The following is a 24,198-nucleotide window of genomic DNA, read 5'->3' as shown; positions in this document are numbered from 1 at the left end:
GTCTGTCATGACAGAAGAAAAAAGTATTTTTAGCAAAATTATTGATCGAGAAATTCCTGCAGATATTGTTTATGAAGATGACAAATGCATTGTGATTAACGATATCAACCCAAAAGCCAGAGTCCATCTTCTGGTCATCCCCAAAAAGCCAATCAAAAGCTTGTTTGATCTCAAACCAGAAGACAAAGACTTGATGGGACATATGATGCTGTTATTGCCACAGTTGGCACAAGCACAAAATCTGGATGGCTTTAAAACCGTGATTAATACCGGTGAAAGTGGCGGTCAGGAGATCTTTCACCTGCATATCCACTTACTGGGGAATTAAGAGATCTTTGCATAAGCAATACGCGTGCAAGCCTCTAGTATTATTTATCACATAGCGATAAAATTTTGCTAAGATGAGCAGCCATTCTATTTAATATAATTTTATTTTTCGGAGACAATTATGGGCATTAGTATTTGGCAACTTTTAATTATCTTAGCCATCGTTTTGGTTCTATTTGGCGCAAAACGCCTACGCAATGTCGGTTCAGATCTAGGCAGTGCGATTAAAGGCTTTAAGCAAGCGGTCAAGGAAGAAGAGAGCAAACCTGAAGCCACTACAGAGCAAAAGCTTGAAAAGAAAGATGGGGAAAATGTTTTTGATGTCGCAGCAGAAGAGAAAAAGTCTGCTGAAAAATCAGATAAAGCTTAATGGTTCGCTGATCACCCATCATGTTCGATATTGGCTTCCTCGAAATCTTAGTGACCTTAATTGTTGCCTTATTGGTGATTGGTCCAGAACGCATGCCAGAAGTGGCACGCAAAATAGGAAGCTTTGTGGGTCGCACACGACGTTTTATTGATTCGGTTAAAGAAGACAGCGAATTTCGCCATGCAGTGGATGAGTTAAAAGAAGCGGTTGATTTTGAAGAACAGAAAAAAGAACTGACGTCACTTTCCCAAGAGATACACTCTGATCTCAATGAAGTCACGCACAATATCGAGCCGCTTGACTTCAACAATTTAAGTGATGACGCATTTCACCGTCCTTTTGACGCGCCAGAAATCGCTGAACCCGGTCAGTTTCGTAAAGCGCCCACCCCCCCTGAACCTCCTAAGCCTGTAGAACGCACGGATAATACGGATAAACCCTTGGATAAGCCCGTCTCTCCCAAGGAAAAAGAGCAGACGGTGGCGTCGACAGAAGCCATTCAACAAAGGCCGGCCTCTCAACCTAAGCCCGCTCAACCAGAGCGTGTTTCGCAAACAACTCATCAACCAACCGAACGCTCATGAGCCAGACTGCCTTACCGCCAGAAGATAAAGAAATGAGCCTTATCCAGCACCTGCTGGAGCTGCGTGATGCTTTGACCAAAGGGATTTTGGCCATTATTGTGGTCTTTTTAATCCTGTTTCCCTTTGCCAACGAACTCTATACCTACATTGCCCAACCGTTAATCCATTATCTCCCTCAAGGCGCGAGTATGATCGCCACCGGTGTGGCGTCGCCCTTCTTAACCCCTTTTAAACTCACTTTTATCCTCGCCATCTATTTGGCGATGCCTTTTCTCCTCTACCAAATATGGAAATTTATCTCACCCGCTCTCTACACCCACGAAAAGCAGCTGCTCGGCCCCATTCTCTTTTCCAGCTCTTTCTTATTCTATGCCGGCGGCGCCTTTGCCTATTATGTGGTATTTCCGCTTGTTTTCCGTTTTCTTTCCACCACTGCGCCGGAAGGCGTCACCATTGCCACAGATATTTCGTTGTATCTCGACTTTGTCATTAAAATGTTTTTTGCATTTGGTGTCGCCTTTGAAGTCCCCATTGTCGTGGTCGCGCTCATCCTAACAGGCATGGCCAGTGTGGAAAAGCTCTCACATGCCCGCCCTTATATCATTGTGGCGGCATTTGTCATTGGCATGCTGCTCACGCCACCGGATATCATTTCACAAACCTTATTAGCAGTTCCGATGTGGCTCCTCTATGAAGCGGGCGTCTGGATTGGAGGCATTGTCAAAAAACGACGTGATCAAGCCAAAGCTGAACGCGAAGCCGCAGAAGAAGCGGCTTTCCAAGCCTCCTTGAATGGTAATCATGATGCACCTGATCCCTCTCCCACAACCGGTGCTACGTCTCCAAAAGCGCCTACAGATGATGGCGGTTCAGACACAGGTATTGATGCGAATGATCAAGAATATGAGTTCGATGATCGCTATGCTGATCAACTAGATGATGACAAAGACTGGGATGCCGCCTTTGATGCCATTGAGAACGAGATGGCTGCATTGGATGAGCAATATGAATCCCAACACAAGACTCAAGAAAAAACGAATAACGAAAAACCCAGTAAATCGGAAAAAGAAAGTCCCGATCAAAAAGAATAAAATGCCAAAATCCCCAGCCCTGCAGGTACAAAACGGCTTTTTAAGGCACTTGCTCAAGCAGGGACACACCAGCCAGCCTGTGCAGGACTGGGGATTTTACCTTTTTTTGCCATTTTGGCGATGGCTCTTCTTGTTTAGCTTGACCTTTACCGCTCAAGCGACACCTTCAAACTTATCCACCCATACCCTGCTGAATCACCCCTCGCCCTATTTGGCGATGCATGCGCATGACCCCGTTCATTGGCACACTTGGTCTCAACAGGTGCTCGCCAAAGCACAAACGCAGCAGAAATTGATTTTGATCTCCAGTGGTTATTTTGCTTGTCACTGGTGCCATGTGATGCAGCGCGAAAATTATCAAAATCCAGACATTGCGCAATATCTAAACCAACACTTTATTGCCGTCAAAGTGGATCGTGAACTCTCTCCCGATTTAGACGCCTACCTTATCCGATTTTCTAAACAAGTCACGGGACGAGCGGGCTGGCCACAACATGTTATCCTGACACCAGACGGTTATCCTGTTGTCGCCTTTAGCTATCTGCCGCCCAAATCCTTTGAACGCACCTTGAAAAAAGTGGTGAATTTTTGGCAGCAGCGCCCTCAACAGATGGTGCAAATGGCCAAAGCCTTTACGCCACCGGCCACGCCTTTACAGCCCCAACCCCTGACCTTGAACGCTACCCGCTTCCAAAAATCCCTCTTCACACAACTGGATGCCGCGAAAGATGAGATGAGTGGCGGCTTGGGCAGCAGTAAATTCCCCAATGCGCCTTTACTCAACGTATTGCTGCAAAGGCCAAGCCTGCCCGCCTCCATAGAAGATTGGCTCAAATTGACGCTTAAGAATATGCGCACTCAGCACCTACAGGATCACATCAATGGTGGCTTCTTCCGCTACACCACTGATCCTGATTGGCAACATCCCCACTTTGAGAAGATGCTTTATGACCAAGCTCAACTGATGGAACTCTATCTACTTGCTTATCAACGCTGGCATCAACCACAAGATCTGCAAACCGCGCTTTCAACCTATCGCTATGCCATGCAGCATTTATGGCATCCTGCAACACAGCTTTTTCAAAGCAGTGAAAGTGCCATTAATCAGCAACATGTAGAAGGCGGTCACTACCTATTTAGCAAAGCTCAGCTCCGACAAAAGCTTTCTGCACCGCTTTATCAAGTCGTCAGTAAGGCTTGGAAACTCAATCAACCTGCGCCGTTTGAAGCCGGCTGGCTCCCTTCACCTGAAGGCATTCCGTCACACCTTTGGCCACAGATTCAGCAAGCTCTGCAAACTCCTGCCGCCCAAATCCCACATGACAGCAAAAGCATTCTCAGCTGGAATGCGCTCATGCTAAAAGCGCTTTATCGGCTCAGTGTAGCTCTCCCTCCACAATCCCAACAAGCTCAAACGGTCTTAACACAAACCCTTGCCCTGCAAGATCGTCTCCTCTCTCTACTAAAAACCCCCAATCCACCTAGAGCTTTAAGTCAAACGGGCCAACCCATGGGAGAAGCCACACTTGAGGAATACAGCTATCTTATTGAAGCCTTGAGAACTGACCAACAGCTGGCCACATCTGATCAAAAGACCCACTTCTCGCCTTGGATAAAAGCCTTAACGAAAACCGCCCAACAACAGTACCTCACCCCTTTTGGCTGGCGACTTTCTCACGAACCCCTACTGCCTGGACAGACCGGTCACTGGGTGATGGCGGATGACGCAGTGCCCAGTGCCACCACTCCGCTGCAATGTCAGGCGCCTGAACAGGTCGCACAAGTACAGGATGAGCTCTTACAGATGCCCATCCAGTATCCTTCTGTGCTGCCGTTACTGCACTGCCTAGACGACGCGACAAACCCTAGCAAACTTAAACCTTAAACCATGCCTATTCTCATTATCGGCCTCATTCTACTTTTTCTACTAACCCAGCTGCCCTACTGGTGGACGAAAGCCATTTTGAAGAAATATGCCGCACCGGTTCCCACTATTCCTGGAACCGGAGGTGAGTTTGCCCAACATTTGATTAAAAAATTTCATTTGCCCATCACGGTAGAAGTGACAGAGCAGGGCGACCACTATGACCCTCTACAAAAAGTGGTGCGCCTCTCTTATGACAATTATCACACCAACTCCTTAACAGCCATTGCCACAGTCGCCCATGAGATCGGACATGCGTTACAAGATCATCAGCACTATGAACCGCTCTACCAACGCACAGAACTGGTTCAACGCAGTCAGTGGCTACATAAATTTAGCGCGATTGCCTTAACCGCCACCCCCATCTTAATTCCCTTAATGCATACCCCAATCATTGGCATGATCACCTTTGGTGCCGGTTTTATTGCGATGGGTGTGCCTGTTATGATTCACCTCGCAACCTTACCTGTTGAATTTGATGCCAGCTTTAAACGCGCCTTACCGCTCCTGAAATCAGGCAACTATCTGAACGACAAACAACTCAAAATTGCCCACCGAATTCTACTCGCCTGCGCCTTGACCTATGTTGCCGCTAGCCTATCGAGCCTGTTAAATTTATGGAAATGGTTTAAAGGCAATCGTTAAGGGTGGGACTAATCTTTCACACCCCGAACCATCACTGCATTGACGACATACTGCACTTCGGTTTCCGCTTTGATCACTTCGGCTAAAGCATTTAATGAGTAACCCGTGGTCATAACATCATCGACCAAAAGCACAGAGTGGACGCCCTGAAAATATTCAGGTTTGACTTGAAATGCCCCTTTAATATTTTGTTTTCTTTTCTCCAGTGCTAAAGACGATTGCGGTGGCGTATCTTTAATGCGCTGCACTGCAAAAGGTAAAAGCGGAACACGGAGCACTTTAGCTAAAGGCTTCGCAATTTCCAAAGCCGAATTAAAACCGCGTTCTAATAAACGATTCGGGTGATTGGGCATCGGGATAATCGCTTCAACCCCGAGTGTGTGCAAGGTCTGTTGATGAATAGAGTAAAACAGCTCAAATAATAAGCGGCTTAAATGGGGTTCTGGATGAAACTTATAACGCAAAATTAACTCGCGCATGACCGTTTCATAAATAAATCCAGCCACCGTCTCATCAAACGCAGGTGAATCCTGCAAACACTGCCCACAAAGACTATGAGGCGGCAGCGCTTCTGGCAAGGGACGGCCGCAACACCGACAACCTTTCACAATAGGCTTTAATTGCAATAAAGCCTCTTCTCCTAAATCAAATTTTAAACTCGGCGCTCCTGTTAAAACACAGGTTGGCGGAAACAGCCATTTTTCAAGTTCAGCGAACTGCATTCTATGGATCACCCCCTCCTCTTTCCCTCACACGCCCCCATTTTGACACATTTATTTCCCAATGAGCGCAGTCTATTTACCCCTAGCAACTTTTTTGACATTTTTGAAAATAGCATTTGACACCCTATAGGCCGCTCTATATAATACGCGGAATCAAATTTAGGTCGCATAGCTCAGTCGGTAGAGCAAAGGATTGAAAATCCTTGTGTCCCTGGTTCGATTCCAGGTGCGACCACCATATTTGCGAGCGTGGTGGAATTGGTAGACACGCCAGATTTAGGTTCTGGTGCCTTTGGTGTGAGAGTTCGAGTCTCTCCGCTCGCACCATCTCCAAAACCTCAATTGAGTAATCAATTGAGGTTTTTTTATTTCCACTCTATACAATCCTCTCTCTTTTCGACTACTCGCTTCCTCAGTAATTGCTTAATTGCTTTGGCCTAATGCGGCCTGATCGATATAGACCTTTGTCTGTTGACCTTTAACAAGTGCGATGGGTAAATTGGCCTGATGATTCAGCCATTGGGCAACGGCTGGTTGCTTTGCTGCACCGGTAATGAGTTTTATCAATAAACGGCATTTAGAAAAGGCCCCATAATTTAAACTCACCCGCTGGGGCGGCGCTTTCGGTGAGTGATTTTCAATAATGATGGGCGCATATGCCCAATCATTGTCACAAGCCTGTTCACAACAGATCGGCTGCACACTCTGACCATTCGCATGGTTGGGAAACAGACTGGCGGTATGTCCATCTTCGCCCATCCCTAATAGACACAGGTCGAATGCCTTCACTTTGTCAAGCAAACAAGCGTACGTCTTAGCAGCGGCTTGCGCCCCCTTTTCTACCTGCATAAAGTGCATATTTTGCTGAGGAATAGCAACCTTAGCTAACCAATTTTTGCATAACGCTTGGCTATTGCGTGCCTCATCTTCACTGGGCAAAACGCGTTCATCTCCCATATAAATATGCCAATGTGCCCAGTCGGCGTCGGCTTGGCTCAACAGCTGATAGCAACGCTTGGGCGTAGATCCCCCAGCAGTCATAAAGTGAAAAGCCCCATGGGTCGCAATCGCATGCTCAGCAAGGGCTAAAATTTCTTGCGTCAACTGCTGGGCTAAGGTTTCAGCCGTGTTAAATACCCGCCAATTGTCAGGCACCATCAACGGAATCCTCCTCTTTCTCCTGATCATGCTGATCAATCTCCGTACGCCAAGTCTGATCCGGATGTTCAAACAATTTCCGTGAACCTTCTGGTCCCCAACTGCCAGCTGGATAGGTATCAATATAGTCTGTCTGCGTGGCCCATTCAGCCAATACGGGATCCACAACATTCCATGCCGCTTTGACTTCATCAAACCGCAAAAAGAGCGAACGATCCCCTTTGACCACATCTAACAAGAGCTCTTCATAAGCATCTATTTTGGTGTGGTCATCATGTTTCATTGTCGCATCCAGACTGATCGGCTGCACATTCATCTCTAAGCCTGGCTGTTTAGCCATCATCTCAATTTTAATGCTCTCATCCGGCTGTATGCCAAACACAATCCAGTTAGGTTCCATCTTTTTCACCTGTGAATCACGGAAAAACAGCTTGGGTGGGTGCTTAAAACAGATGGAGACCAAAATTTTAGACGCTTTCATATTTTTACCCGTTTGAATATAAAACGGCACCCCTTCCCAGCGCCAGTTATCAATGTAGAGTTTTAGAGCGGCATAGGTTTCTGTTACGGAATCCGGCGCCACACCTGGCTCCTGCAAATAACCAGGGACAGGCTTGCCATGCACAATGCCTTTTGTATATTGCGCTCGATACGCTTGGAATTTAACTTGCTTTCTTTGAATGGGTCTAATCGACTTAAGCAGTTTGACCTTTTCGTCTCTTAAAGCTTCGGCCTCCATAGAGGCGGGTGGCTCCATGGTGACCAAGGCCAAAAGCTGCAGTAAATGACTTTGAATCATATCTCGCAAAGCCCCACTTTGGTCATAATAACCCGCCCGCTTGCCGACCGACTTATCTTCGGCGTGTGTAATTTGGATATGGTCAATGGTATTCCGGTTCCACAAAGGCTCCATCAGCGCATTGGCAAAACGAAACACCATAATATTTTGCACCATCCCTTTACCCAAATAGTGATCAATCCGGTAAGTCTGTTCCTCCGTCAACGCTTGAGAGATGCGATGCTGTAACCGCTCCGCACTTTCTGCATCATAACCAAAAGGCTTTTCAAGCACGACACGACGCCAACCGGTGGTTTCATCCAATAACCCATGCGCCTTTAATTCAGTGGTCACTGGGGCAAAAAGATCTGGGGCTAAAGAGAGATAAAAAACGATATTGGGCGCGTACTGAGGCGCTGCCAATCTTTCTGCCAATTGCTGATACGCTTCAGGCTGAGTGATGTCCATTTGCACATAATCCATGCGTTGAGCAACCGCATGGAAAACTTGCGCATCAAAGCCGCCCCGAGCAATAGGCTCAATATGCTTACGCACTTCTGCCTGCCAATCGGCTTGTGACCAATCACGACGGCCAATGGCCACGATTCTCATCCCCTCAGGTAGACGTCCCACACGCTCTAAATGATAAAAAGCGGGCATGAGCTTCGTCAGAGATAAGTTCCCAGTTGCCCCAAAGACAACATAGGTATTGCGCTCAATCATCCTTAAACCTCATAGGTAGTGGCACTTACATGACCGCCTGACTGAATCCAATCTGTATGAAAAAACTCTCCGCGTGGCGCATCGACACGCTCATAAGTATGCGCACCAAAATAATCTCGCTGCGCTTGGATTAGGTTTGCTGGCAACACTTCACTGCGATAGCCATCAAAAAAGGCCAATGCCGCACTTAAAGCAGGCGTTGGAATTTGTCGCTCAATGCCCAAAATCAGCGCTTTTCGCCACTGAGGCTCCGCCTGCTTAATTGCTTTTTCAAAAAAGGGCGCTTGCAGTAAATTTGGCAAATCTGGCTGTTCTTCATAAGCCTGTTTAATCTCACCTAAAAAGCGGCTGCGAATAATACAGCCACCACGCCACATCAGCGCAATCCCCCCATAGTTTAAATCCCAATCATAAGCTTTGGCCGCTTCGGCCATCAGCATATACCCTTGCGCATAGGAGATGATTTTAGACGCATACAAAGCATCATGAATGGCAGAAATCAGTACTGCTTTCTCTGTTTCAGAGAGCTGTTGATCTTGAACCGTTCGTGGATAAATTTTTGAGGCGGCGACCCGCTCATCTTTTAACGCGGATAGACAGCGTGCATACACAGATTCCGTAATCAAAGTCACTGGCACCCCGAGCTCTAATGAGCTGATACCGGTCCATTTCCCCGTCCCCTTCTGCCCAGCCGCATCCAAAATTTTATCGACCAGTGGCGCACCATCCGTATCTTTAAATTTTAAAATTTCGGCTGTAATTTCAATTAAGTAAGAGTCTAAAACCCCTTTATTCCACTCAGAAAAGACTGCCTGACACGCATCCGCACTCAGACCCAACCCTTCTCGCATGAGATGGTAGGCCTCTGCAATCAACTGCATATCCCCATACTCAATCCCATTATGCACCATCTTCACATAGTGCCCAGCACCACCATCGCCGACCCAATCACAACAAGGCTCACCTTCTGACTTGGCCGCAATGGTTTGAAAAATAGGTTTCACATATGGCCATGCCTTTTTATTGCCGCCTGGCATAATCGATGGTCCAAAACGTGCCCCCTCTTCTCCACCAGAGACCCCTGTTCCAATAAACAAAATCCCTTTTTCTGCAAGCGCTTTTGTTCGACGCTCTGTATCCAAATAATGCGAATTACCGCCATCAATAATAATGTCACCCTCATCCAACAACGGCACCAGCTGCTCAATCAACGCATCCACAACCTCGCCCGCCTTGACCATCAACATCACCTTACGCGGTAAAGCCAATGAATCCACCAACTCTTTTAAGGAGTAAGTCGCGCGAATGGGCAAACCTTGCGCACGCTCCTGTATAAACTCGTCGGTTTTTTGCCGAGAACGGTTATACACGCTCACATGAAACCCATGTTCCGCCATATTTAACACTAAATTTTGCCCCATCACGGCAAGACCGATTAAACCAATATCTGAAGCTGACATAATTATTCCTTTAAAGCTAATAAAAACCCTTTCAACCTATTTTACCCATACTGATTACTCAAGTGCTTATCATTTGTGTTACATCTATGTCTTATCAATAAAAAAGCCCTGTGCATTGGCACAGGGCTTGATGAATTAAGCAACGGATTGCGTTCGTTAGCTTGAAGATTGATTGGCTTGCCGTTCTTTATTTTTACGTGCGATCTCTTCCCAATCGATATTATTGCAAGCTTCACACTCTTCTTTAAAGATCCCTAGCTTGACCAGCAAAGCGTGAAGCTGACAACCGACACAGAACCCTAAAATCGCCTCTAACCACATAAAACCTAAACAGACCCAAACCAATATCAATGGAATATAAGGAGACATATAGTTATAGGTGTCTGGCAAAACCTTATGACCCACAATGGCATTGACCCATTCTGCAAACACTTCGGGATTAAAGAAAACCAAACAGACGGCAATAAAGGTTGAGCCTAGCGTCCAGGCGACCCGTTTGGGCGCTAAAGGTTTCCAAACGGGTTTTTGCTTACGTGCCAAGAATGAGGCAATGTAAATTGTGGGTGAAAAACGGGAAGTGAACACAAACATGCCGGCAATCATTTCAAACAGCGCATAAAGCAATACATAGGTTTGTGTAGAGTAATCGTAGGTGCGTTTAATCGCTTGCACGGAATAGATGATATGATTATCCCAGTCGGTATCCATGGTATCCACAGCGGTATTTCCATCCACAATCCAGTGACTTCCATAAACCGCATCATATAAAGTGAAGCTCATATAGATGGGAATAAACAACAAGATACCGGCTCTAATCCGCACCGCAACATCATTGATATAGATGGGTTTTTCATGTGGATCTCGGAACCACAAATTTTTGATCACTTCTAACATCTTTTCTTCTCACCCTAAAACAACTTAAGGGCAACTATAGCACTTCTACTTTGCTTTAACGATTAATATTATTTATGGTGACTTTTCTAAATTGAATTGACGAATCAAATGTTCCAATTGCTGAGCATAATTTTCAACTTCCTCAGTTGAAAGGGTACTTTTTTCTGCATCCTTCGCTACGCTTTCAGCAATGGCGCTGATATGTTCTATTTGAGTTAAGAGTTGCTCCGTATATCTCTCTCCCTGGTCTGCAGCTTGAGCCACTTGACTATTAATGGCATTAATCTCTTCAACAGCTTGTACGATTTCTTTTAAGGCTGCCCCCGCTTCAGAAGCTTCGCTGACACTGAGCTGTGCTTTTTCTCGTCCCAGACTCATTTTTTGATAGGCCTCTTGGGCATTCGACTGCAACCCTAAGATCATCACTTCAATCTGTTTAGCTGATTCCTGAGTTCGGTTTGCCAGTTTGCGCACCTCATCTGCCACCACAGCAAAGCCGCGCCCATGCTCTCCCGCTCGCGCGGCCTCAATCGCAGCATTAAGGGCTAATAAGTTCGTTTGTTCCGCGATCTCTTTAATCACTGCTAAAACAGAACCGATATTCTCACTGTCTTCTCTCAACTGTTGAATCACATACGAGCTGCTTTCCACTTCCTGTGCAAGAGCTGAAATAGAAGTCACCGAATGATTCACTACCGTTAATCCATGCTGTGCCGACTGGTTGGCATGCTGTGCCGCTTTATTCGCTGCTTGACTGTCATGCGTCATCTTTTGAATAATTTGCGCGGTTTCTATTAAATGGGTTTGCGCTTCGTCAGTCTCTTTTTTCTGTTTCTGAATCCCATCCTGCGTTTGCTTCGATAAACTTTCCAACTGATCGAAAGATTGAGCCAACTGATGGGAGACTTCAGCAATTTTGGACACCATCTGCCGAAGATTTTCCACCATCTGATTAAAACTGGTCGCCATTTGACCGATAAAATCATCGCTCTCTAAAGTACATTGAAATGAAATATCGTTTTGACTAATGGCATTGACCGCTTCACCTATGCGCTGCAGCCGCTTTAACAGCATAATATTCACCAGCCAATAGCTAAATAAACCCATTACAATCCCCGCCGCAATACAAGCTGCGACAAACCACTCCAGTAAACCTTCTTTAAAAGTCACAAAAAGACTGGCAAACACTGGAAAAATCAATCCCATGCCTATACCAAACGCCAAAAATGCGAAAAGCATGCGACGCAAAATGCTGGGACGACGTGAACTCAAGGAAACCATAAGAGACCCTATTTATTTAAAATAATGTTAGCCAATTTCAAAAGCAAACTTAATGCCAATTTAAAAAATACAACTCATCAGTATTAAATCTATCAGGAGATAGATGACCATCAAAATTATAAAAAATCAAATTTCCTAACAGTACGTACAAGATTTGACTTTTTAGACTTCTAGCCCGTTCTTGTCATAGTTTTAACAAAAAAGCGGCCAAAAGCCGCTTTTTTATCAACACATAAATCCTTTATGGTTGAGTTACTTGGGCTGCCCCACCATCACTTTTATCATCCGCTCTGGATGGATATGTTTACGGCATGCCGCTAGAACATCGGCTTTGGTTAAGGACGCTATTTTTTGCGGGAAGGTGTGTAAATAGTCTGTCGGCAGGTTGTAGAAACCGATCATGGAGAGATAACCGACAATTTTCCGATTGCTGTCAAATCGTAAGGGGAAACCGCCGATTAGGTTGTCCTTAATCGCTTGCAATTTTGCTTCGGTAAACTGGCCTTGCAAGAATGCTTTTAAGGTTTCCTGCACCACCTGATCCGCCGCTTTGGCGCTGGCATTTTTGGTACTTAATCCAATAATAAAGGGCCCTGGTTGCTTCATTGGCACAAAGTAGCTGTAGACGCTGTACACCAAGCCGCGATCTTCACGCACAGTCTGCATTAACATTGAGGCAAAACCGGCACCGCCCAGAAGGTGGTTGCCTAGAAAGAGCGCATAGTAGTCTGGATCGCCGCGCTTAACCCCTTCTTGCCCTAAATAGTAATAGGTTTGTGAAGAGGGAAAGGATTTGACCAAGGTTTGCGCTTGTGTGACCGCTTTAACAGGCGGCAGTGGCGCGGGTTGAACGCCTTTGGGTAAATATTGGGTGACCTTTTCTGCCAGCTGTTTGGCTTGCGATAAATTCACATCCCCCACAATGGCTAGGGTGGCATTTTTTGCGGTGTAGTAGCGTTGATAAAACCGTTTAAGCGCTTTGGGGGTTAAGGTTTTTACGGTCTGCTCAGTGCCTGAAACCGGATGTGCATAGGGGTGGTCACCATAGAGCGCTTGCCAGAAGGTTTCAGACGCAATCGCACTCGGTTTGGTTTTTTTCTGTTTTAACGCCTCTAGTAGGTTGGACTGCTCACGTTGAAAAACGTCTTGTGGGAAAGAGGGAAAGCCCAAAATTTCTGAAAACAGTTGTACTGAAGCTTGATAATTCTCTTTTCTGGTCAAGGTTCTTAAGCTGAAGGTAGCCATATCTCGCTCCACCGCTTGACCATAAACTGCGCCATAGCGATTAAAGGTATCGGAAATGGCATTTTCTGAGTGATGAGAGGTGCCGGCACTGAGCATGGCGGCTGTCATATTGGCTACGCCCCATTGCTGGCCATCCCGCGCTGAACCCGCATCAAAGGAGATCTGTAAATCGACCATTGGAATGCCTGGTGCATAGACGTACATCACCTTGGCTCCTTTTGTCGTGTGCCAAGATTGAATCTGCAAAGGCGCTGCCTGCGCTGTCATCCAAAACAGCGACAACCCCATCAATAGGAAAATTTTAAGCTGTTTCATCTATCTTAATCCTCCACTCATCGGTATCTCTGTTGACTTTTGCACGGCCTTTTCACCATTGGGTAATAAAATGCCGACGGTGACCTTATCTGGGCTAAAGTATTTTTGGGCAACAGCTTGGATTTGTGCGGGAGTCACTTTTCTGAGATTTTCCACCCAGTGATCCATTAAATCTGCCGGCAAACCCACACTGATCAAAGAGCCAATCAACATGGCTTGCCCCATGGCTGAGTCTTGCTGATAGACATATTGCGCTTCTGCTTGTGATAACACCCTTTGTAATTCGGCTCTGGAAACTGGCTGCGTTTGTAACTGCTTAATCTGAGCCCAAAACGCCTGCTCAAGTGCTTGCACACTCTGACCTTTCGCTGGCGAGCCTTCAAAGAAAAATGCCGACTTCCAACGGCTGGTTTCATCAAAACCGGCACCTGCAGAGAGTGCTATTTTTTGTTTACGAATCAACTGTTTGGTGAGTCGCGCACTGTCATCTCCATCTAAAATACTGGCCAAGACTGAGAGCGCATAAACTTCTTGCTTTTCTTTGGCGGTCTTTGCACTGGGTAAGCTCGGCACATGAAAGCCCATAATCAGACTGGGCACTTCAACCGGACCTTTCATCATCAGGCGACGCACACCCAGTTGGGCAATCTCATATTGGGGTTTAATGGACGGGATCGGTTTTGAAGGAATCTCGCCATAGGCCTCTTCGGCAAATTTTTTCACTTCATCCGCGGTGACATCCCCTACGACCACTAGCGTTGCATTATTGGGGGCGTACCATTTATGGTACCAATCACGCACATCGGCCAAGGTGTAGTGCTGAATATCGGTCATCCAGCCAATGGTGGGATGGTGCAACGGACTGTTCATAAAGGCGGTGGCCATAAAGCGTTCATAGAGCTTCGCTGTGGGCTTATCTTCGACCCGCCAACGCCGCTCTTCTGTGATCACCTGACGCTCTTTTTGAAACTCTTTTTCATTAAAGACCAGGTTTTGCATGCGATCTGCTTCTAACTGCATAACAGATTTAAGGTAGGGTTTACCCACAATCTGAAAATAGGCGGTGTAATCCCGAGAGGTAAAGGCATTTTCACGTCCGCCCATTTGGGAGACGCGTTTTGAAAATTCACCAGGTTTTAAGTGCCAAGTGCCCTTAAACATCATATGTTCCAGCATATGCGCAATCCCAGTGGTGCCATTGACTTCAAAGTTGGCACCGGTGCGATACCAGACTTGATGCACCACCACGGGGGAGCGGTGATCCTCTTTGACCACCACATGCAGGCCATTCTGCAAATCAAATTCCGTCATTTTGGCTTGAACGCTGGTGGCAACCAGCCAAAACAGCACGATGAATCTTAATCCCTGTTTCATTTTTTGCACAATCCTAAGTTCTCTATGTTGAGTTGTTATAATAATGTTATGCATTCTAACCAACATTGAATAAAGTGTGAAACCTATGTTAAGTTTTTTTAAACGTAAGAAAAAAGAAAATCTTCCAGAATCAGAAGCGCCAGAAAATACGTCTTCATCCTCTGAACCGGCCAATCAAGCGGACAAAGAGGCGCCATTAGAAGCCCCTATTTCCGAGTCTTCCGCATCTCAAGCCCATACGCATGAAAGAGAAGAGGCGGAAGTCGCAACTGAAAAACCCGCCACAGAAGCTGAGTTGCCCGCCGAACCCACTGAGAAAAAAGGCTTTTTCGCCCATCTCAAACAGAGTCTTACCAAAACGCGGAAAGGGTTTACCGAGAGCCTGGCCAATCTCTTTTTAGGTAAAAAAGAGATTGATGACGACTTATTAGATGAGTTGGAAATGATCTTACTCACTGCCGACATCGGTATTGAAACCACGGAACGCATTATCCAAAACTTAACCGATCAAGTTTCGCGTAAAGAGTTGAAGGATCCTGAAGCGCTCTATGAGAGTCTGAAAATCCAATTGCGTGACATCCTGCATCCCGTTGAGCAACCACTCGACATTGAGCAAAAACCGCAGGGGGAACCTTTTGTTATTTTAGTGGTGGGTGTCAATGGCGCGGGCAAAACCACCACCATTGGCAAACTGGCCAATCAATTTAAAAAAGCGGGCAAGTCGGTCATGCTGGCTGCTGGAGATACCTTCCGTGCCGCAGCGGTGGAGCAGCTCCAAACTTGGGGAGAGCGCAATGGCGTACCGGTCATCGCGCAAAAAACTGGCGCCGATTCGGCCGCTGTGATTTTTGATGCGGTGCAGTCTGCTAAAGCCAAAGGCGTAGATGTGGTGATTGCCGATACTGCAGGACGTCTCCATACGCAGTCTAATCTGATGGAGGAGTTGAAAAAGGTGAAACGCACCATCACGAAAGTGCTGCCCGATGCACCGCATGAAGTCCTTTTGGTGCTAGATGCTGGCACCGGTCAAAATGCATTAAGCCAAGCCAAGCTGTTTAATGATGCGGTAAATCTCACCGGTTTGGCCATCACCAAACTCGATGGCACCGCCAAAGGCGGCATTATTTTTGCCTTAGCCAACCAACTTAAAGTGCCTGTTCGTTTTATCGGTGTGGGCGAAGGCATTGAAGACTTACGCCCTTTTCATGCCAATGACTTTATTGAAGCGCTATTTGAAACTCAGAAAAAATAAGTATGCAACTGCCTAATACCACCAATGCGGCTTACATTTATGCTTTTAAGAAGGGCTATCGTATGGCGATGGAGGGTAAGCCTTTAAGCTTTATGCCCAGTGAAATTCGTCGCGATGAGCAGATGCGACAATATTTTCAAATGGGTTGGGATCAATTCCAGGAAGAGCTGGCCAATGGTCAGAAACTGGAAGAAAAAACCCCTTGGCGTACTCGGTTTGCTTGGACTTTTATGGCCATAATTGCTGGCTTAGGCACCGCCAGTTTAATGATTCATCAAATGCAGTCCGCTCAAGCGCCTCAAGAGACGGCCTCTCATCTTCCCGCACAACCGCCTGCAGCCAGCGTACAAACACCTATTCAACCTCCAGCAAATTCAAACACTGAAAAAACGCGTGAAGTTGCCAAAATCCCCAGTCCTGCCATATTAAAAAATGAGACGATAACGCAAAAGCCGTCTATAGAACCCAAAGAAGCACAACTGAGACTGCTTCCGACCCCTCATCAAGCTTCAAAACAGACGGCTGACAACACCACAACTGTGACTAGAGAACCGTCAGCGCCTACTCAGCCTAAGATTAACCCCCAATCCGCTCCAGCGCCAAAAGCCGAAACGCTTGCTCTGCTCAAACCAGAAGCAAGAAACGATCTTAAACAGCTGAAACAACAGAACGCTCAAAAATCGGCTCAGTTCGCCTTCTCCCCTTTGGTCAAGAGCCCCATTCACATTAAACAAGCGGTACTCGCTGAAAATGTTAAAAACCGTCAACCCATCCATCCACTCAACTCGCCAATCCCGAAATATATCCGTCAAGTCTATTTCTTTACCCAAATAGAAAACGCCAAAGGTCAGACCATTTACCACCGCTGGATTTATAAAAATCAAATTATGGCCCAAGTTATGCTTAAAATTAACAGTCCACTCTATCGAACTTGGTCAAGCAAACGCTTAAGCAGTCGCTGGGCAGGTGAGTGGACAGTTGAAATTTTAAATGCCGATAAGCAGCCTATTTATCGCTATCAATTTCACTATATTCGTTAGGAAAGATAAAAATATGCCAATTACCAAACTTCTATTGATCACCCTTTTCAGCACCTTAATCATGAGTGGCTGTTCAATCAATCCTACGCCACCTAAACACGTCTATACAGATGCTTGTAAACTCTTTCATTTTGAGAAAGAGTGGTATCACGCAGCCAGTAAAGCGGAAAAACGGTGGGGGATTCCCAAAGCCACCCTTTTGGCCTTTGTACACCAGGAGTCTCGATTTACAGGCGATGCAAAACCAAAACGAGACTACTTCTTAGGCCTCATTCCACTGCCCCGGCGCAGCTCAGCCTATGGTTACTGTCAAGCCAAAGATGCGACCTGGTCTGAGTACAAGTATGCCACAGGCAATCGATTCGCCAGCCGAGACGATATTACTGATGCGATGGACTTTATCGGCTGGTATAACCACCTCAGTCATGTACGATTAGGCATCTCTAAACAAGACACTAAGCGACTTTATCTGGCTTATCATGAAGGGCGTGGAGGCTATAAGCGACGCACCTACTTAAAAAAACCCTGGCTGATGAAAGTCGCCAATAAAGTCGCCTATCAAGCAAAAATTTACCAAAAACAGATACAACGCTGCAAAATACGTTATCGATGTACAGATCCTTGGCCTTTCTGTCGATAAGCTTAATTTTCCACACAAACAAAAAAGCCGCTCAATCGAGCGGCTTTTTATCACAGTTAAAAGAAGATCTAAAAGTGCATTAACCTTTAAACTTCTCTACCACCAAAGAGGCATTGGTGCCTCCAAAGCCGAAACTGTTACTCATAATGCGTTCAAGTCCCGCATGCTCTTCCACCTCGGTCACAATCGGCATGCCTTCGCATTCTGGATCTAGATTTTCAATATTGATAGAAGGCGCAATAAAGTCATTTTCCATCATCAGCAGACTATAGATCATCTCATGCACCCCTGCTGCTCCTAGAGAGTGACCCGACATCGATTTGGTGGAGCTGATTTTTGGCATTTTTTCTCCAAACACCTGTCGAATGGCAGCTGCCTCTTTTGTATCTCCAACCACCGTAGAGGTGCCATGAGGATTAATATAATCAACCTCACCATTGACGGTAGAGAGCGCCATCTCCATACAGCGAACCGCCCCTTCACCAGAAGGCGCTACCATATCATAACCATCTGAGTTTGCGCCATAACCGACGATTTCTGCATAGATTTTCGCGCCTCGATCAAGGGCATGCTGCAGCTCTTCAACCACCACCATGCCGCCACCGCCGGCAATAACAAAACCATCACGGTCAGCATCATAAGCACGAGAAGCCTTTTCTGGACAATCATTATATTTAGTTGAAAGCGCACCCATCGCATCAAATAACACCGACATGGTCCAATGCAACTCTTCTGCACCACCAGCAAATACGACGTCTTGTTTGCCCATCTGGATCTGCTCAAAGGCATTCCCAATACAGTGCGCACTGGTTGAACAAGCTGAGCTAATCGAATAATTCAACCCCTTAATTTTAAACGGGGTGGCTAAGCAAGCAGAAACCGTACTGCCCATCGTACGCGTGACCATATAAGGTCCTACACGACGCACGCCTTTGGTGCGGGCAATTTCTACGGCTTGGGTGGAGTTAGAGTTAGAGCCGCCACCAGAGCCCGCAATTAATCCCACACGTGGATTGGAATACTGCTCTTCCGTCAAACCAGCATCTTTAATGGCTTGATCCATGGCAATATAGGCATAAGCGGCACCATCCCCCATAAAACGCAATTGTTTGCGTGGGATATGATCTTCAAATTTAAGATTCTTAACCGCACCATGTACCTGTGAGCGCAATCCATTTTCGGCATACTCAGGTGCAAATACAATGCCAGACTTTCCTTGACGCAAGGCCTCAGTGACCTCTTCTGCATTATTCCCTAAACTGGAAACAATGCCTAACCCTGTTATCACCACTCTTCTCATATTAGAAATTATCCGTATTGGTAAATAATCCGACTTTTAAATCTTCAGCTGAATAGATTTCACGGCCATCCACATACATTCTAGCATCAGCCAGTCCCATATAAAGCTTGCGTTTAATCACGCGCTTCATATCGATGACATATTCCACTTTTTTAGCGGTCGGTAGGACTTGGCCGAAAAATTTCACATCCCCTGCACCGAGTGCTCGTCCATGACCCGGTCCACCTGTCCAACCCAAAAAGAAACCGATCAGCTGCCACATCGCATCCAATCCCAAACAACCCGGCATGACTGGATCGCCTTTAAAATGGCATTCAAAAAACCACAAATCAGGGGTTACATCCAACTCCGCTCGAATTTCACCTTTATCATATTTCCCACCCTCTTCACTAATCAGAGTAATGCGATCAAACATAAGCATCGGCGGAAGCGGGAGCTGTGCATTGCCTGGACCAAATAGCTCTCCACGACCACAAGCAAGCAGTTCCTCTTTGGTGTAACTTGATTTTCGTTCCATCATCTTTTCCATTCTAAAAATTACTGATCATTATAACAGGGGGGAATTGAGTTATACAAACTAGCACCTTACAAATTGATATTAATCAATAAAAGAAAAATTAACACGGTGATATAAAAAAACCGCATTCTAATGCTCTAGAATGCGGTTTAAAAATATGGTGCCGAAAGAGGGACTTGAACCCCCAACCTACTGATTACAAATCAGTTGCACTACCAATTGTGCTATTTCGGCGAGATGGAGCGTATTATAATAATTCTTTTTTTGATGTCAACTTTTTATAGTTAGCTAATTCAAAAGAAGATGACTGAACGAATTGGACACTCATAAACTGGAAATAAGCCTATCCATCCCAACAAAAACCAAGTTATCTTCTAGCTCGGTTTCATACTGCAGCATAGGCTCAACCGCTTTCGCATCCCCGCCAGTTAAGATAAATAGATGGGGATCATTTTGATAGTAATTTAAAATCTCTGCCATTAAGTGATTGAGATAAGAGACAGTCATCAGGTGCGTCCCTCCAAGAATAGCGGATGCTGTATTAGTGGAAAAGAATGGAAGGTTTTCATCTTTTGCCGCTATTTCAGGCATCTCTAATGGCAGCTTCAACGCAATACCTGTATGATCCAAAATACACTGCTGCTGAAGTTTTAAGCCAGGCGCAATAAAGCCTCCTAAATGAACCTGATCAATTAAGGTATCTGAAGTCATCGCCGTTCCCAAATCAATCACTGTCAAATTGGTTTCATAGAGTTGATAGGCGCCCAAAACGGAGAGCCAACGATCAACACCCAGCTGATAAAAAGGTTCATAACGCGTGGTGATACCACAGCAGGTTTTTTGCACCTGTAAATAAGTCGGCAGAATGTGATAGTGCTTCATTAAAGCAGCATTTAAAAGTGACTCTAATTGTTTGGGGGCGACTGAGGCAACATAAATTGCTTTCACTTTCTCCGGTAATTCAGACAAAATATTATCTGCCTGGTTCTCATCAGACCAACACTCATTACCGACGGTTTGTAAAAAATCGATATGTTTTCGTTTTTTAATCGCAAACTTTGTACGACTATTGCCTACATCAATCAATAAAATTGCCAATACCTACTCCTAAATCTATCTCAATGAATGTTGACTGCTTCTAAGGGTAATTAACTGCTCATTTTTTTCCACTAGGCACTCCCCTAACGCATTTAATCCCCGATAAACCACTTGATCCTCTTCACCTGCAGCCAACAGTTTAACGCTTTGTCCCAATTTTAGGTAATCGTTAGCGATCGCATATTGTAATTCATCCTCACTGAGTAAAAACTGCTCTCTCTCAGATAATTGTAAAAGCGAATCAATTAAATTAAATAAAAGTCGCTCTTTGTGGACACCTGCTAAAGCAGAACGCCCATCTTGGAAACCTGTTCTGACCTTTTCCGTCTTTTTTTCTGTTAAATTGATTCCGATCCCGATAGAGAGCTGTGTAAAATCAGTCCCCGCTTGTAACACTTCAATTAAAATACCGGCCAATTTGCCCTGGTCATCATAAATATCATTTGGCCACTTAAAGTACAGCTGAGTACTTGGATATATAGATTGAATCGTATTAAGTGTTTTTAAACCTACCAAAATTGAGAGGCCATGCAACGCATTGATCGCCTTAGGGATAGAGATGCCCAAAGAAAAAGTCAAGCTGGTCTTATCAGAATCCCACGATTTCTGAAAAGTCCCCCTTCCTGCCGTCTGATACTGCGTATAACATAGGCAAGGAAATTGAAGCCGTGATCTATTGGCCATTAAAAAATCACTGGTCGACCCTAAGTATTCAAAAGCATGAACTTGTAAATTGGGGAAAGTCTCAGTTAAGCGTAATGAAATGTCCATAGACGAATAATGATGGCACTTATAAAAAAACCCAACTGACGTGAGCCAGCTGGGTTTTTGGAATAGATAAGCTTGGGGATGACCTACTCTCACATGGCACCTGCCACACTACCATCGGCGCTGAGACGTTTCACTTCTGAGTTCGGAATGGGATCAGGTGGTTCCATCTCGCTATGGTCCCCAAGCAATTGGGTTATGTACATTGTGTAAATGCTAAATGCACACTGCACTGAATTCGGAATAGATTCACTTTTAAGTCTTTTGTAAAGTTGTAACGTCAGGTCAATGTCCTTACAAGTTTTATTCAATCTTTAGAACTTGTCATCTTCTTTTAATCACTCAACCTTTGCTTAAGCATAGTGCTTAAGGTTACTTTTGAGTTGTATAGTTAAGCCTCACGAGTAATTAGTACCAGTTAGCTTCACCCATTACTGAGCTTCCACACCTGGCCTATCAACGTCCTAGTCTTGAACGGCTCTTCAGGAGACTTAAAGTCTCAGGGAGAACTAATCTTGGGGCAAGTTTCCCGCTTAGATGCTTTCAGCGGTTATCTCTTCCGAACTTAGCTACCCGGCAATGCCACTGGCGTGACAACCGGAACACCAGAGGTTCGTCCACTCCGGTCCTCTCGTACTAGGAGCAGCCCCCCTCAATTCTCCAACGCCCACGGCAGATAGGGACCGAACTGTCTCACGACGTTCTAAACCCAGCTCGCGTACCACTTTAAATGGCGAACAGCCATACCCTTGGGACCGACTTCAGCCCCAGGATGTGATGAGCCGACATCGAGGTGCCAAACACCGCCGTCGATATGAACTCTTGGGCGGTATCAGCCTGTTATCCCCGGAGTACCTTTTATCCGTTGAGCGATGGCCCTTCCACACAGAACCACCGGATCACTAGAACCTGCTTTCGCACCTGCTCGACGTGTCTGTCTCGCAGTCAAGCACCCTTCTACTCTTGCGCTCATTGCACGATGTCCGACCGTGCTGAGGGTACCTTCGCGCTCCTCCGTTACTCTTTGGGAGGAGACCGCCCCAGTCAAACTACCCACCATACACTGTCCCTGACCAGGATTCACTGATCTAGGTTAGAACCTCAACACGACCAGGGTGGTATTTCAAGGACGCCTCCGCCGAGACTGGCGTCTCGGTTTCTCAGGCTCCCACCTATCCTACACAGGTCGTGTCAAAGTCCAGTGCAAAGCTGTAGTAAAGGTTCACGGGGTCTTTCCGTCTAGCCGCGGGTACGCAGCATCTTAACTGCGAGTTCAATTTCGCTGAGTCTCGGGTGGAGACAGTGTGGCCATCATTACGCCATTCGTGCAGGTCGGAACTTACCCGACAAGGAATTTCGCTACCTTAGGACCGTTATAGTTACGGCCGCCGTTTACCGGGGCTTCGATCAGGAGCTTGCACCCCATCACTTAACCTTCCGGCACCGGGCAGGCGTCACACCCTATACTTCCTCTTTCGAGTTTGCAGAGTGCTGTGTTTTTAGTAAACAGTTGCAGCCACCTGGTCTCTGCAACCTAGTTCGGCTCCACCCGCAAGGGGCTTCACCTACTTTAGGCACACCTTCTCCCGAAGTTACGGTGTCATTTTGCCTAGTTCCTTCACCCGAGTTCTCTCAAGCGCCTTGGAATTCTCATCCTGACCACCTGTGTTGGTTTGGGGTACGGTTTCTATATACTTGAAGCTTAGAAGCTTTTCTTGGAAGCATGGCATCAATCACTTCGCCCATAATGGGCTCGTCATCACCTCTGAGGATTGATTCGCCGGATTTGCCTAGCGAATCTCCCTACTGGCTTGAACCTGGATAACCATCACCAGGATGATCTAGCCTTCTCCGTCCCTCCATCGCGGTATATAGAAGTACAGGAATATTAGCCTGTTTCCCATCGACTACGCCTTTCGGCCTCGCCTTAGGGGCCGACTAACCCTACGTCGATTAACGTTGCGTAGGAACCCTTGGTCTTTCGGCGAGGGAGCTTTTCACTCCCTTTATCGCTACTTATGTCAGCATTCGCACTTGTGATATCTCCAGTAAACCTTTCGATTTACCTTCGCAGACTTACACAACGCTCCTCTACCATGCCTTACGGCATCCGCAGCTTCGGTACACTACTTAGCCCCGTTAAATCTTCGGCGCAGGCCGACTCGATCAGTGAGCTATTACGCTTTCTTTAAAGGGTGGCTGCTTCTAAGCCAACCTCCTGACTGTCTAAGCCTTCCCACATCCTTTCCCACTGAGTAGTGTTTAGGGACCTTAGCTGGCGGTCTGGGTTGTTTCCCTCTTGACTACGGACGTTAGCACCCGCAGTCTGTCTCCCATGATTGCACTTGTTGGTATTCGGAGTTTGCCATGGGCTGCTAAGCCTTGACGGCCCGCTAGACCATAACAGTGCTCTACCCCCAACAGTGAGACATGAGGCACTACCTAAATAGTTTTCGAGGAGAACCAGCTATCTCCGAGCTTGATTAGCCTTTCACTCCGATCCACAGCTCATCCCCGCATTTTTCAACATACGTGGGTTCGGCCCTCCAGTTGGTGTTACCCAACCTTCAGCCTGGCCATGGATAGATCGCCCGGTTTCGGGTCTACTCCATGCTACTTGCGCCCAGTTAAGACTCGGTTTCCCTACGGCTCCCCTATTCGGTTAACCTCGCAACATAGAGTAAGTCGCTGA

At 46.2% G+C, this 24,198-nt stretch carries 21 protein-coding genes, 3 tRNA genes and 2 rRNA genes (1 of these 26 running past the window's edge); 11 read left to right on the top strand and 15 right to left on the bottom strand.

Annotated elements, in window-relative coordinates; genetic code table 11:
* Positions 1 to 7: 7 nt before the first annotated feature.
* From ACYQ05_RS07095 to ACYQ05_RS07070, 6 genes are all read left to right on the top strand, one after another.
* A complete protein-coding gene (locus tag ACYQ05_RS07095) occupies positions 8 to 328 on the top strand; it encodes a histidine triad nucleotide-binding protein (protein ID WP_459819671.1) in 321 nt (106 codons plus the stop codon).
* Between the two features lie 120 nt (positions 329 to 448).
* Positions 449 to 697: a Sec-independent protein translocase subunit TatA gene (gene tatA, locus ACYQ05_RS07090; protein ID WP_459819669.1), complete on the top strand. Its 249-nt coding sequence runs from the start codon at positions 449 to 451 to the stop codon at positions 695 to 697.
* Positions 698 to 717: 20 nt separating this feature from the next.
* Complete coding sequence (tatB, locus tag ACYQ05_RS07085) at positions 718 to 1,281, top strand: Sec-independent protein translocase protein TatB (RefSeq protein ID WP_459819667.1); 564 nt, start codon at positions 718 to 720, stop codon at positions 1,279 to 1,281.
* A complete protein-coding gene (tatC, locus tag ACYQ05_RS07080; RefSeq protein ID WP_459819665.1) occupies positions 1,278 to 2,372 on the top strand; it encodes a twin-arginine translocase subunit TatC in 1,095 nt (364 codons plus the stop codon). The genes tatB and tatC overlap by 4 nt, the downstream gene beginning before the upstream one ends.
* A 1-nt stretch (position 2,373) precedes the next feature.
* Positions 2,374 to 4,257 (top strand): thioredoxin domain-containing protein, encoded by a 1,884-nt coding sequence (locus tag ACYQ05_RS07075; RefSeq protein ID WP_459819663.1) that lies wholly within the window; start codon positions 2,374 to 2,376, stop codon positions 4,255 to 4,257.
* A 3-nt stretch (positions 4,258 to 4,260) separates the two neighbouring features.
* Entirely contained in the window at positions 4,261 to 4,941 is a 681-nt protein-coding gene (locus ACYQ05_RS07070; protein WP_459819662.1) for a zinc metallopeptidase, read from the top strand.
* 8 nt (positions 4,942 to 4,949) lie between these two features.
* Here the strand turns inward: ACYQ05_RS07070 and ACYQ05_RS07065 are convergent, their stop codons facing one another.
* The gene (locus tag ACYQ05_RS07065; RefSeq protein ID WP_459819660.1) at positions 4,950 to 5,675 is read right to left on the bottom strand and encodes a ComFC family protein; all 726 of its coding nucleotides are present in this window, start codon (positions 5,673 to 5,675) and stop codon (positions 4,950 to 4,952) included.
* A gap of 150 nt (positions 5,676 to 5,825) precedes the next feature.
* Here ACYQ05_RS07065 and ACYQ05_RS07060 point away from each other — a divergent pair.
* Positions 5,826 to 5,901 (top strand) — tRNA-Phe (locus ACYQ05_RS07060).
* Positions 5,902 to 5,906: 5 nt separating this feature from the next.
* A tRNA-Leu gene (locus tag ACYQ05_RS07055) sits at positions 5,907 to 5,990 on the top strand.
* Between the two features lie 96 nt (positions 5,991 to 6,086).
* Here the strand turns inward: ACYQ05_RS07055 and pgl are convergent.
* The 7 genes from pgl to ACYQ05_RS07020 form a co-directional block, all read right to left on the bottom strand.
* On the bottom strand, positions 6,087 to 6,821 hold the full coding sequence (pgl, locus tag ACYQ05_RS07050; protein ID WP_459819658.1) for a 6-phosphogluconolactonase: 735 nt from the start codon (positions 6,819 to 6,821) through the stop codon (positions 6,087 to 6,089).
* Complete coding sequence (zwf, locus tag ACYQ05_RS07045; protein WP_459819656.1) at positions 6,811 to 8,322, bottom strand: glucose-6-phosphate dehydrogenase; 1,512 nt, start codon at positions 8,320 to 8,322, stop codon at positions 6,811 to 6,813. Before zwf ends, pgl begins: the two co-directional genes overlap by 11 nt.
* Positions 8,323 to 8,324: 2 nt before the next feature.
* Positions 8,325 to 9,782 carry a decarboxylating NADP(+)-dependent phosphogluconate dehydrogenase gene (gene gnd / locus ACYQ05_RS07040; RefSeq protein WP_459819654.1) on the bottom strand — a complete coding sequence of 486 codons (1,458 nt, stop codon included), beginning with the start codon at positions 9,780 to 9,782 and terminating at the stop codon, positions 8,325 to 8,327.
* Positions 9,783 to 9,938: 156 nt separating this feature from the next.
* Positions 9,939 to 10,676, bottom strand: coding sequence for a DUF4395 domain-containing protein (locus tag ACYQ05_RS07035; RefSeq protein ID WP_459819652.1), 738 nt, complete (start codon positions 10,674 to 10,676; stop codon positions 9,939 to 9,941).
* A 72-nt stretch (positions 10,677 to 10,748) separates the two neighbouring features.
* Entirely contained in the window at positions 10,749 to 11,957 is a 1,209-nt protein-coding gene (locus tag ACYQ05_RS07030; RefSeq protein ID WP_459819650.1) for a methyl-accepting chemotaxis protein, read from the bottom strand.
* 252 nt (positions 11,958 to 12,209) lie between these two features.
* Entirely contained in the window at positions 12,210 to 13,517 is a 1,308-nt protein-coding gene (locus ACYQ05_RS07025) for a M16 family metallopeptidase (protein WP_459819648.1), read from the bottom strand.
* Positions 13,518 to 14,891, bottom strand: coding sequence for a M16 family metallopeptidase (locus ACYQ05_RS07020; RefSeq protein WP_459819646.1), 1,374 nt, complete (start codon positions 14,889 to 14,891; stop codon positions 13,518 to 13,520).
* Positions 14,892 to 14,976: 85 nt separating this feature from the next.
* On the opposite strand from ACYQ05_RS07020, the gene ftsY reads away from it, so the two are divergent.
* Genes ftsY through ACYQ05_RS07005 form a run of 3 tightly spaced genes read left to right on the top strand, consistent with a single transcriptional unit; the run spans position 14,977 to position 17,823 of the window.
* Positions 14,977 to 16,143 (top strand): signal recognition particle-docking protein FtsY, encoded by a 1,167-nt coding sequence (ftsY, locus tag ACYQ05_RS07015; RefSeq protein ID WP_459819644.1) that lies wholly within the window; start codon positions 14,977 to 14,979, stop codon positions 16,141 to 16,143.
* Positions 16,144 to 16,145: 2 nt separating this feature from the next.
* Positions 16,146 to 17,183: a DUF2914 domain-containing protein gene (locus ACYQ05_RS07010; protein WP_459819642.1), complete on the top strand. Its 1,038-nt coding sequence runs from the start codon at positions 16,146 to 16,148 to the stop codon at positions 17,181 to 17,183.
* Between the two features lie 13 nt (positions 17,184 to 17,196).
* Positions 17,197 to 17,823: a transglycosylase SLT domain-containing protein gene (locus ACYQ05_RS07005; protein ID WP_459819640.1), complete on the top strand. Its 627-nt coding sequence runs from the start codon at positions 17,197 to 17,199 to the stop codon at positions 17,821 to 17,823.
* A gap of 79 nt (positions 17,824 to 17,902) precedes the next feature.
* On the opposite strand, the gene fabB is transcribed toward ACYQ05_RS07005, so the two are convergent.
* The 7 genes from fabB to ACYQ05_RS06970 all read right to left on the bottom strand — a co-directional run.
* Positions 17,903 to 19,123, bottom strand: coding sequence for a beta-ketoacyl-ACP synthase I (gene fabB / locus ACYQ05_RS07000; RefSeq protein WP_459819638.1), 1,221 nt, complete (start codon positions 19,121 to 19,123; stop codon positions 17,903 to 17,905).
* 1 nt (position 19,124) lies between these two features.
* Positions 19,125 to 19,640: a 3-hydroxyacyl-[acyl-carrier-protein] dehydratase FabA gene (gene fabA, locus ACYQ05_RS06995; protein ID WP_459819636.1), complete on the bottom strand. Its 516-nt coding sequence runs from the start codon at positions 19,638 to 19,640 to the stop codon at positions 19,125 to 19,127.
* A 158-nt stretch (positions 19,641 to 19,798) separates the two neighbouring features.
* Positions 19,799 to 19,874 (bottom strand) — tRNA-Thr (locus tag ACYQ05_RS06990).
* Positions 19,875 to 19,964: 90 nt separating this feature from the next.
* The gene (locus ACYQ05_RS06985) at positions 19,965 to 20,738 is read right to left on the bottom strand and encodes a type III pantothenate kinase (protein WP_459819634.1); all 774 of its coding nucleotides are present in this window, start codon (positions 20,736 to 20,738) and stop codon (positions 19,965 to 19,967) included.
* Positions 20,739 to 20,753: 15 nt separating this feature from the next.
* Complete coding sequence (locus ACYQ05_RS06980) at positions 20,754 to 21,509, bottom strand: biotin--[acetyl-CoA-carboxylase] ligase (RefSeq protein ID WP_459819632.1); 756 nt, start codon at positions 21,507 to 21,509, stop codon at positions 20,754 to 20,756.
* Positions 21,510 to 21,579: 70 nt separating this feature from the next.
* Positions 21,580 to 21,694, bottom strand: a 5S ribosomal RNA gene (gene rrf / locus ACYQ05_RS06975).
* 199 nt (positions 21,695 to 21,893) lie between these two features.
* Positions 21,894 to 24,198, bottom strand: a 23S ribosomal RNA gene (locus ACYQ05_RS06970) (it continues 551 nt past the right edge of the window).

Source organism: Galenea microaerophila, from assembly GCF_054657255.1.
The sequence above is the reverse complement of the archived record's forward strand: the minus strand, read 5'-3'. Positions and strand labels throughout refer to the sequence as shown.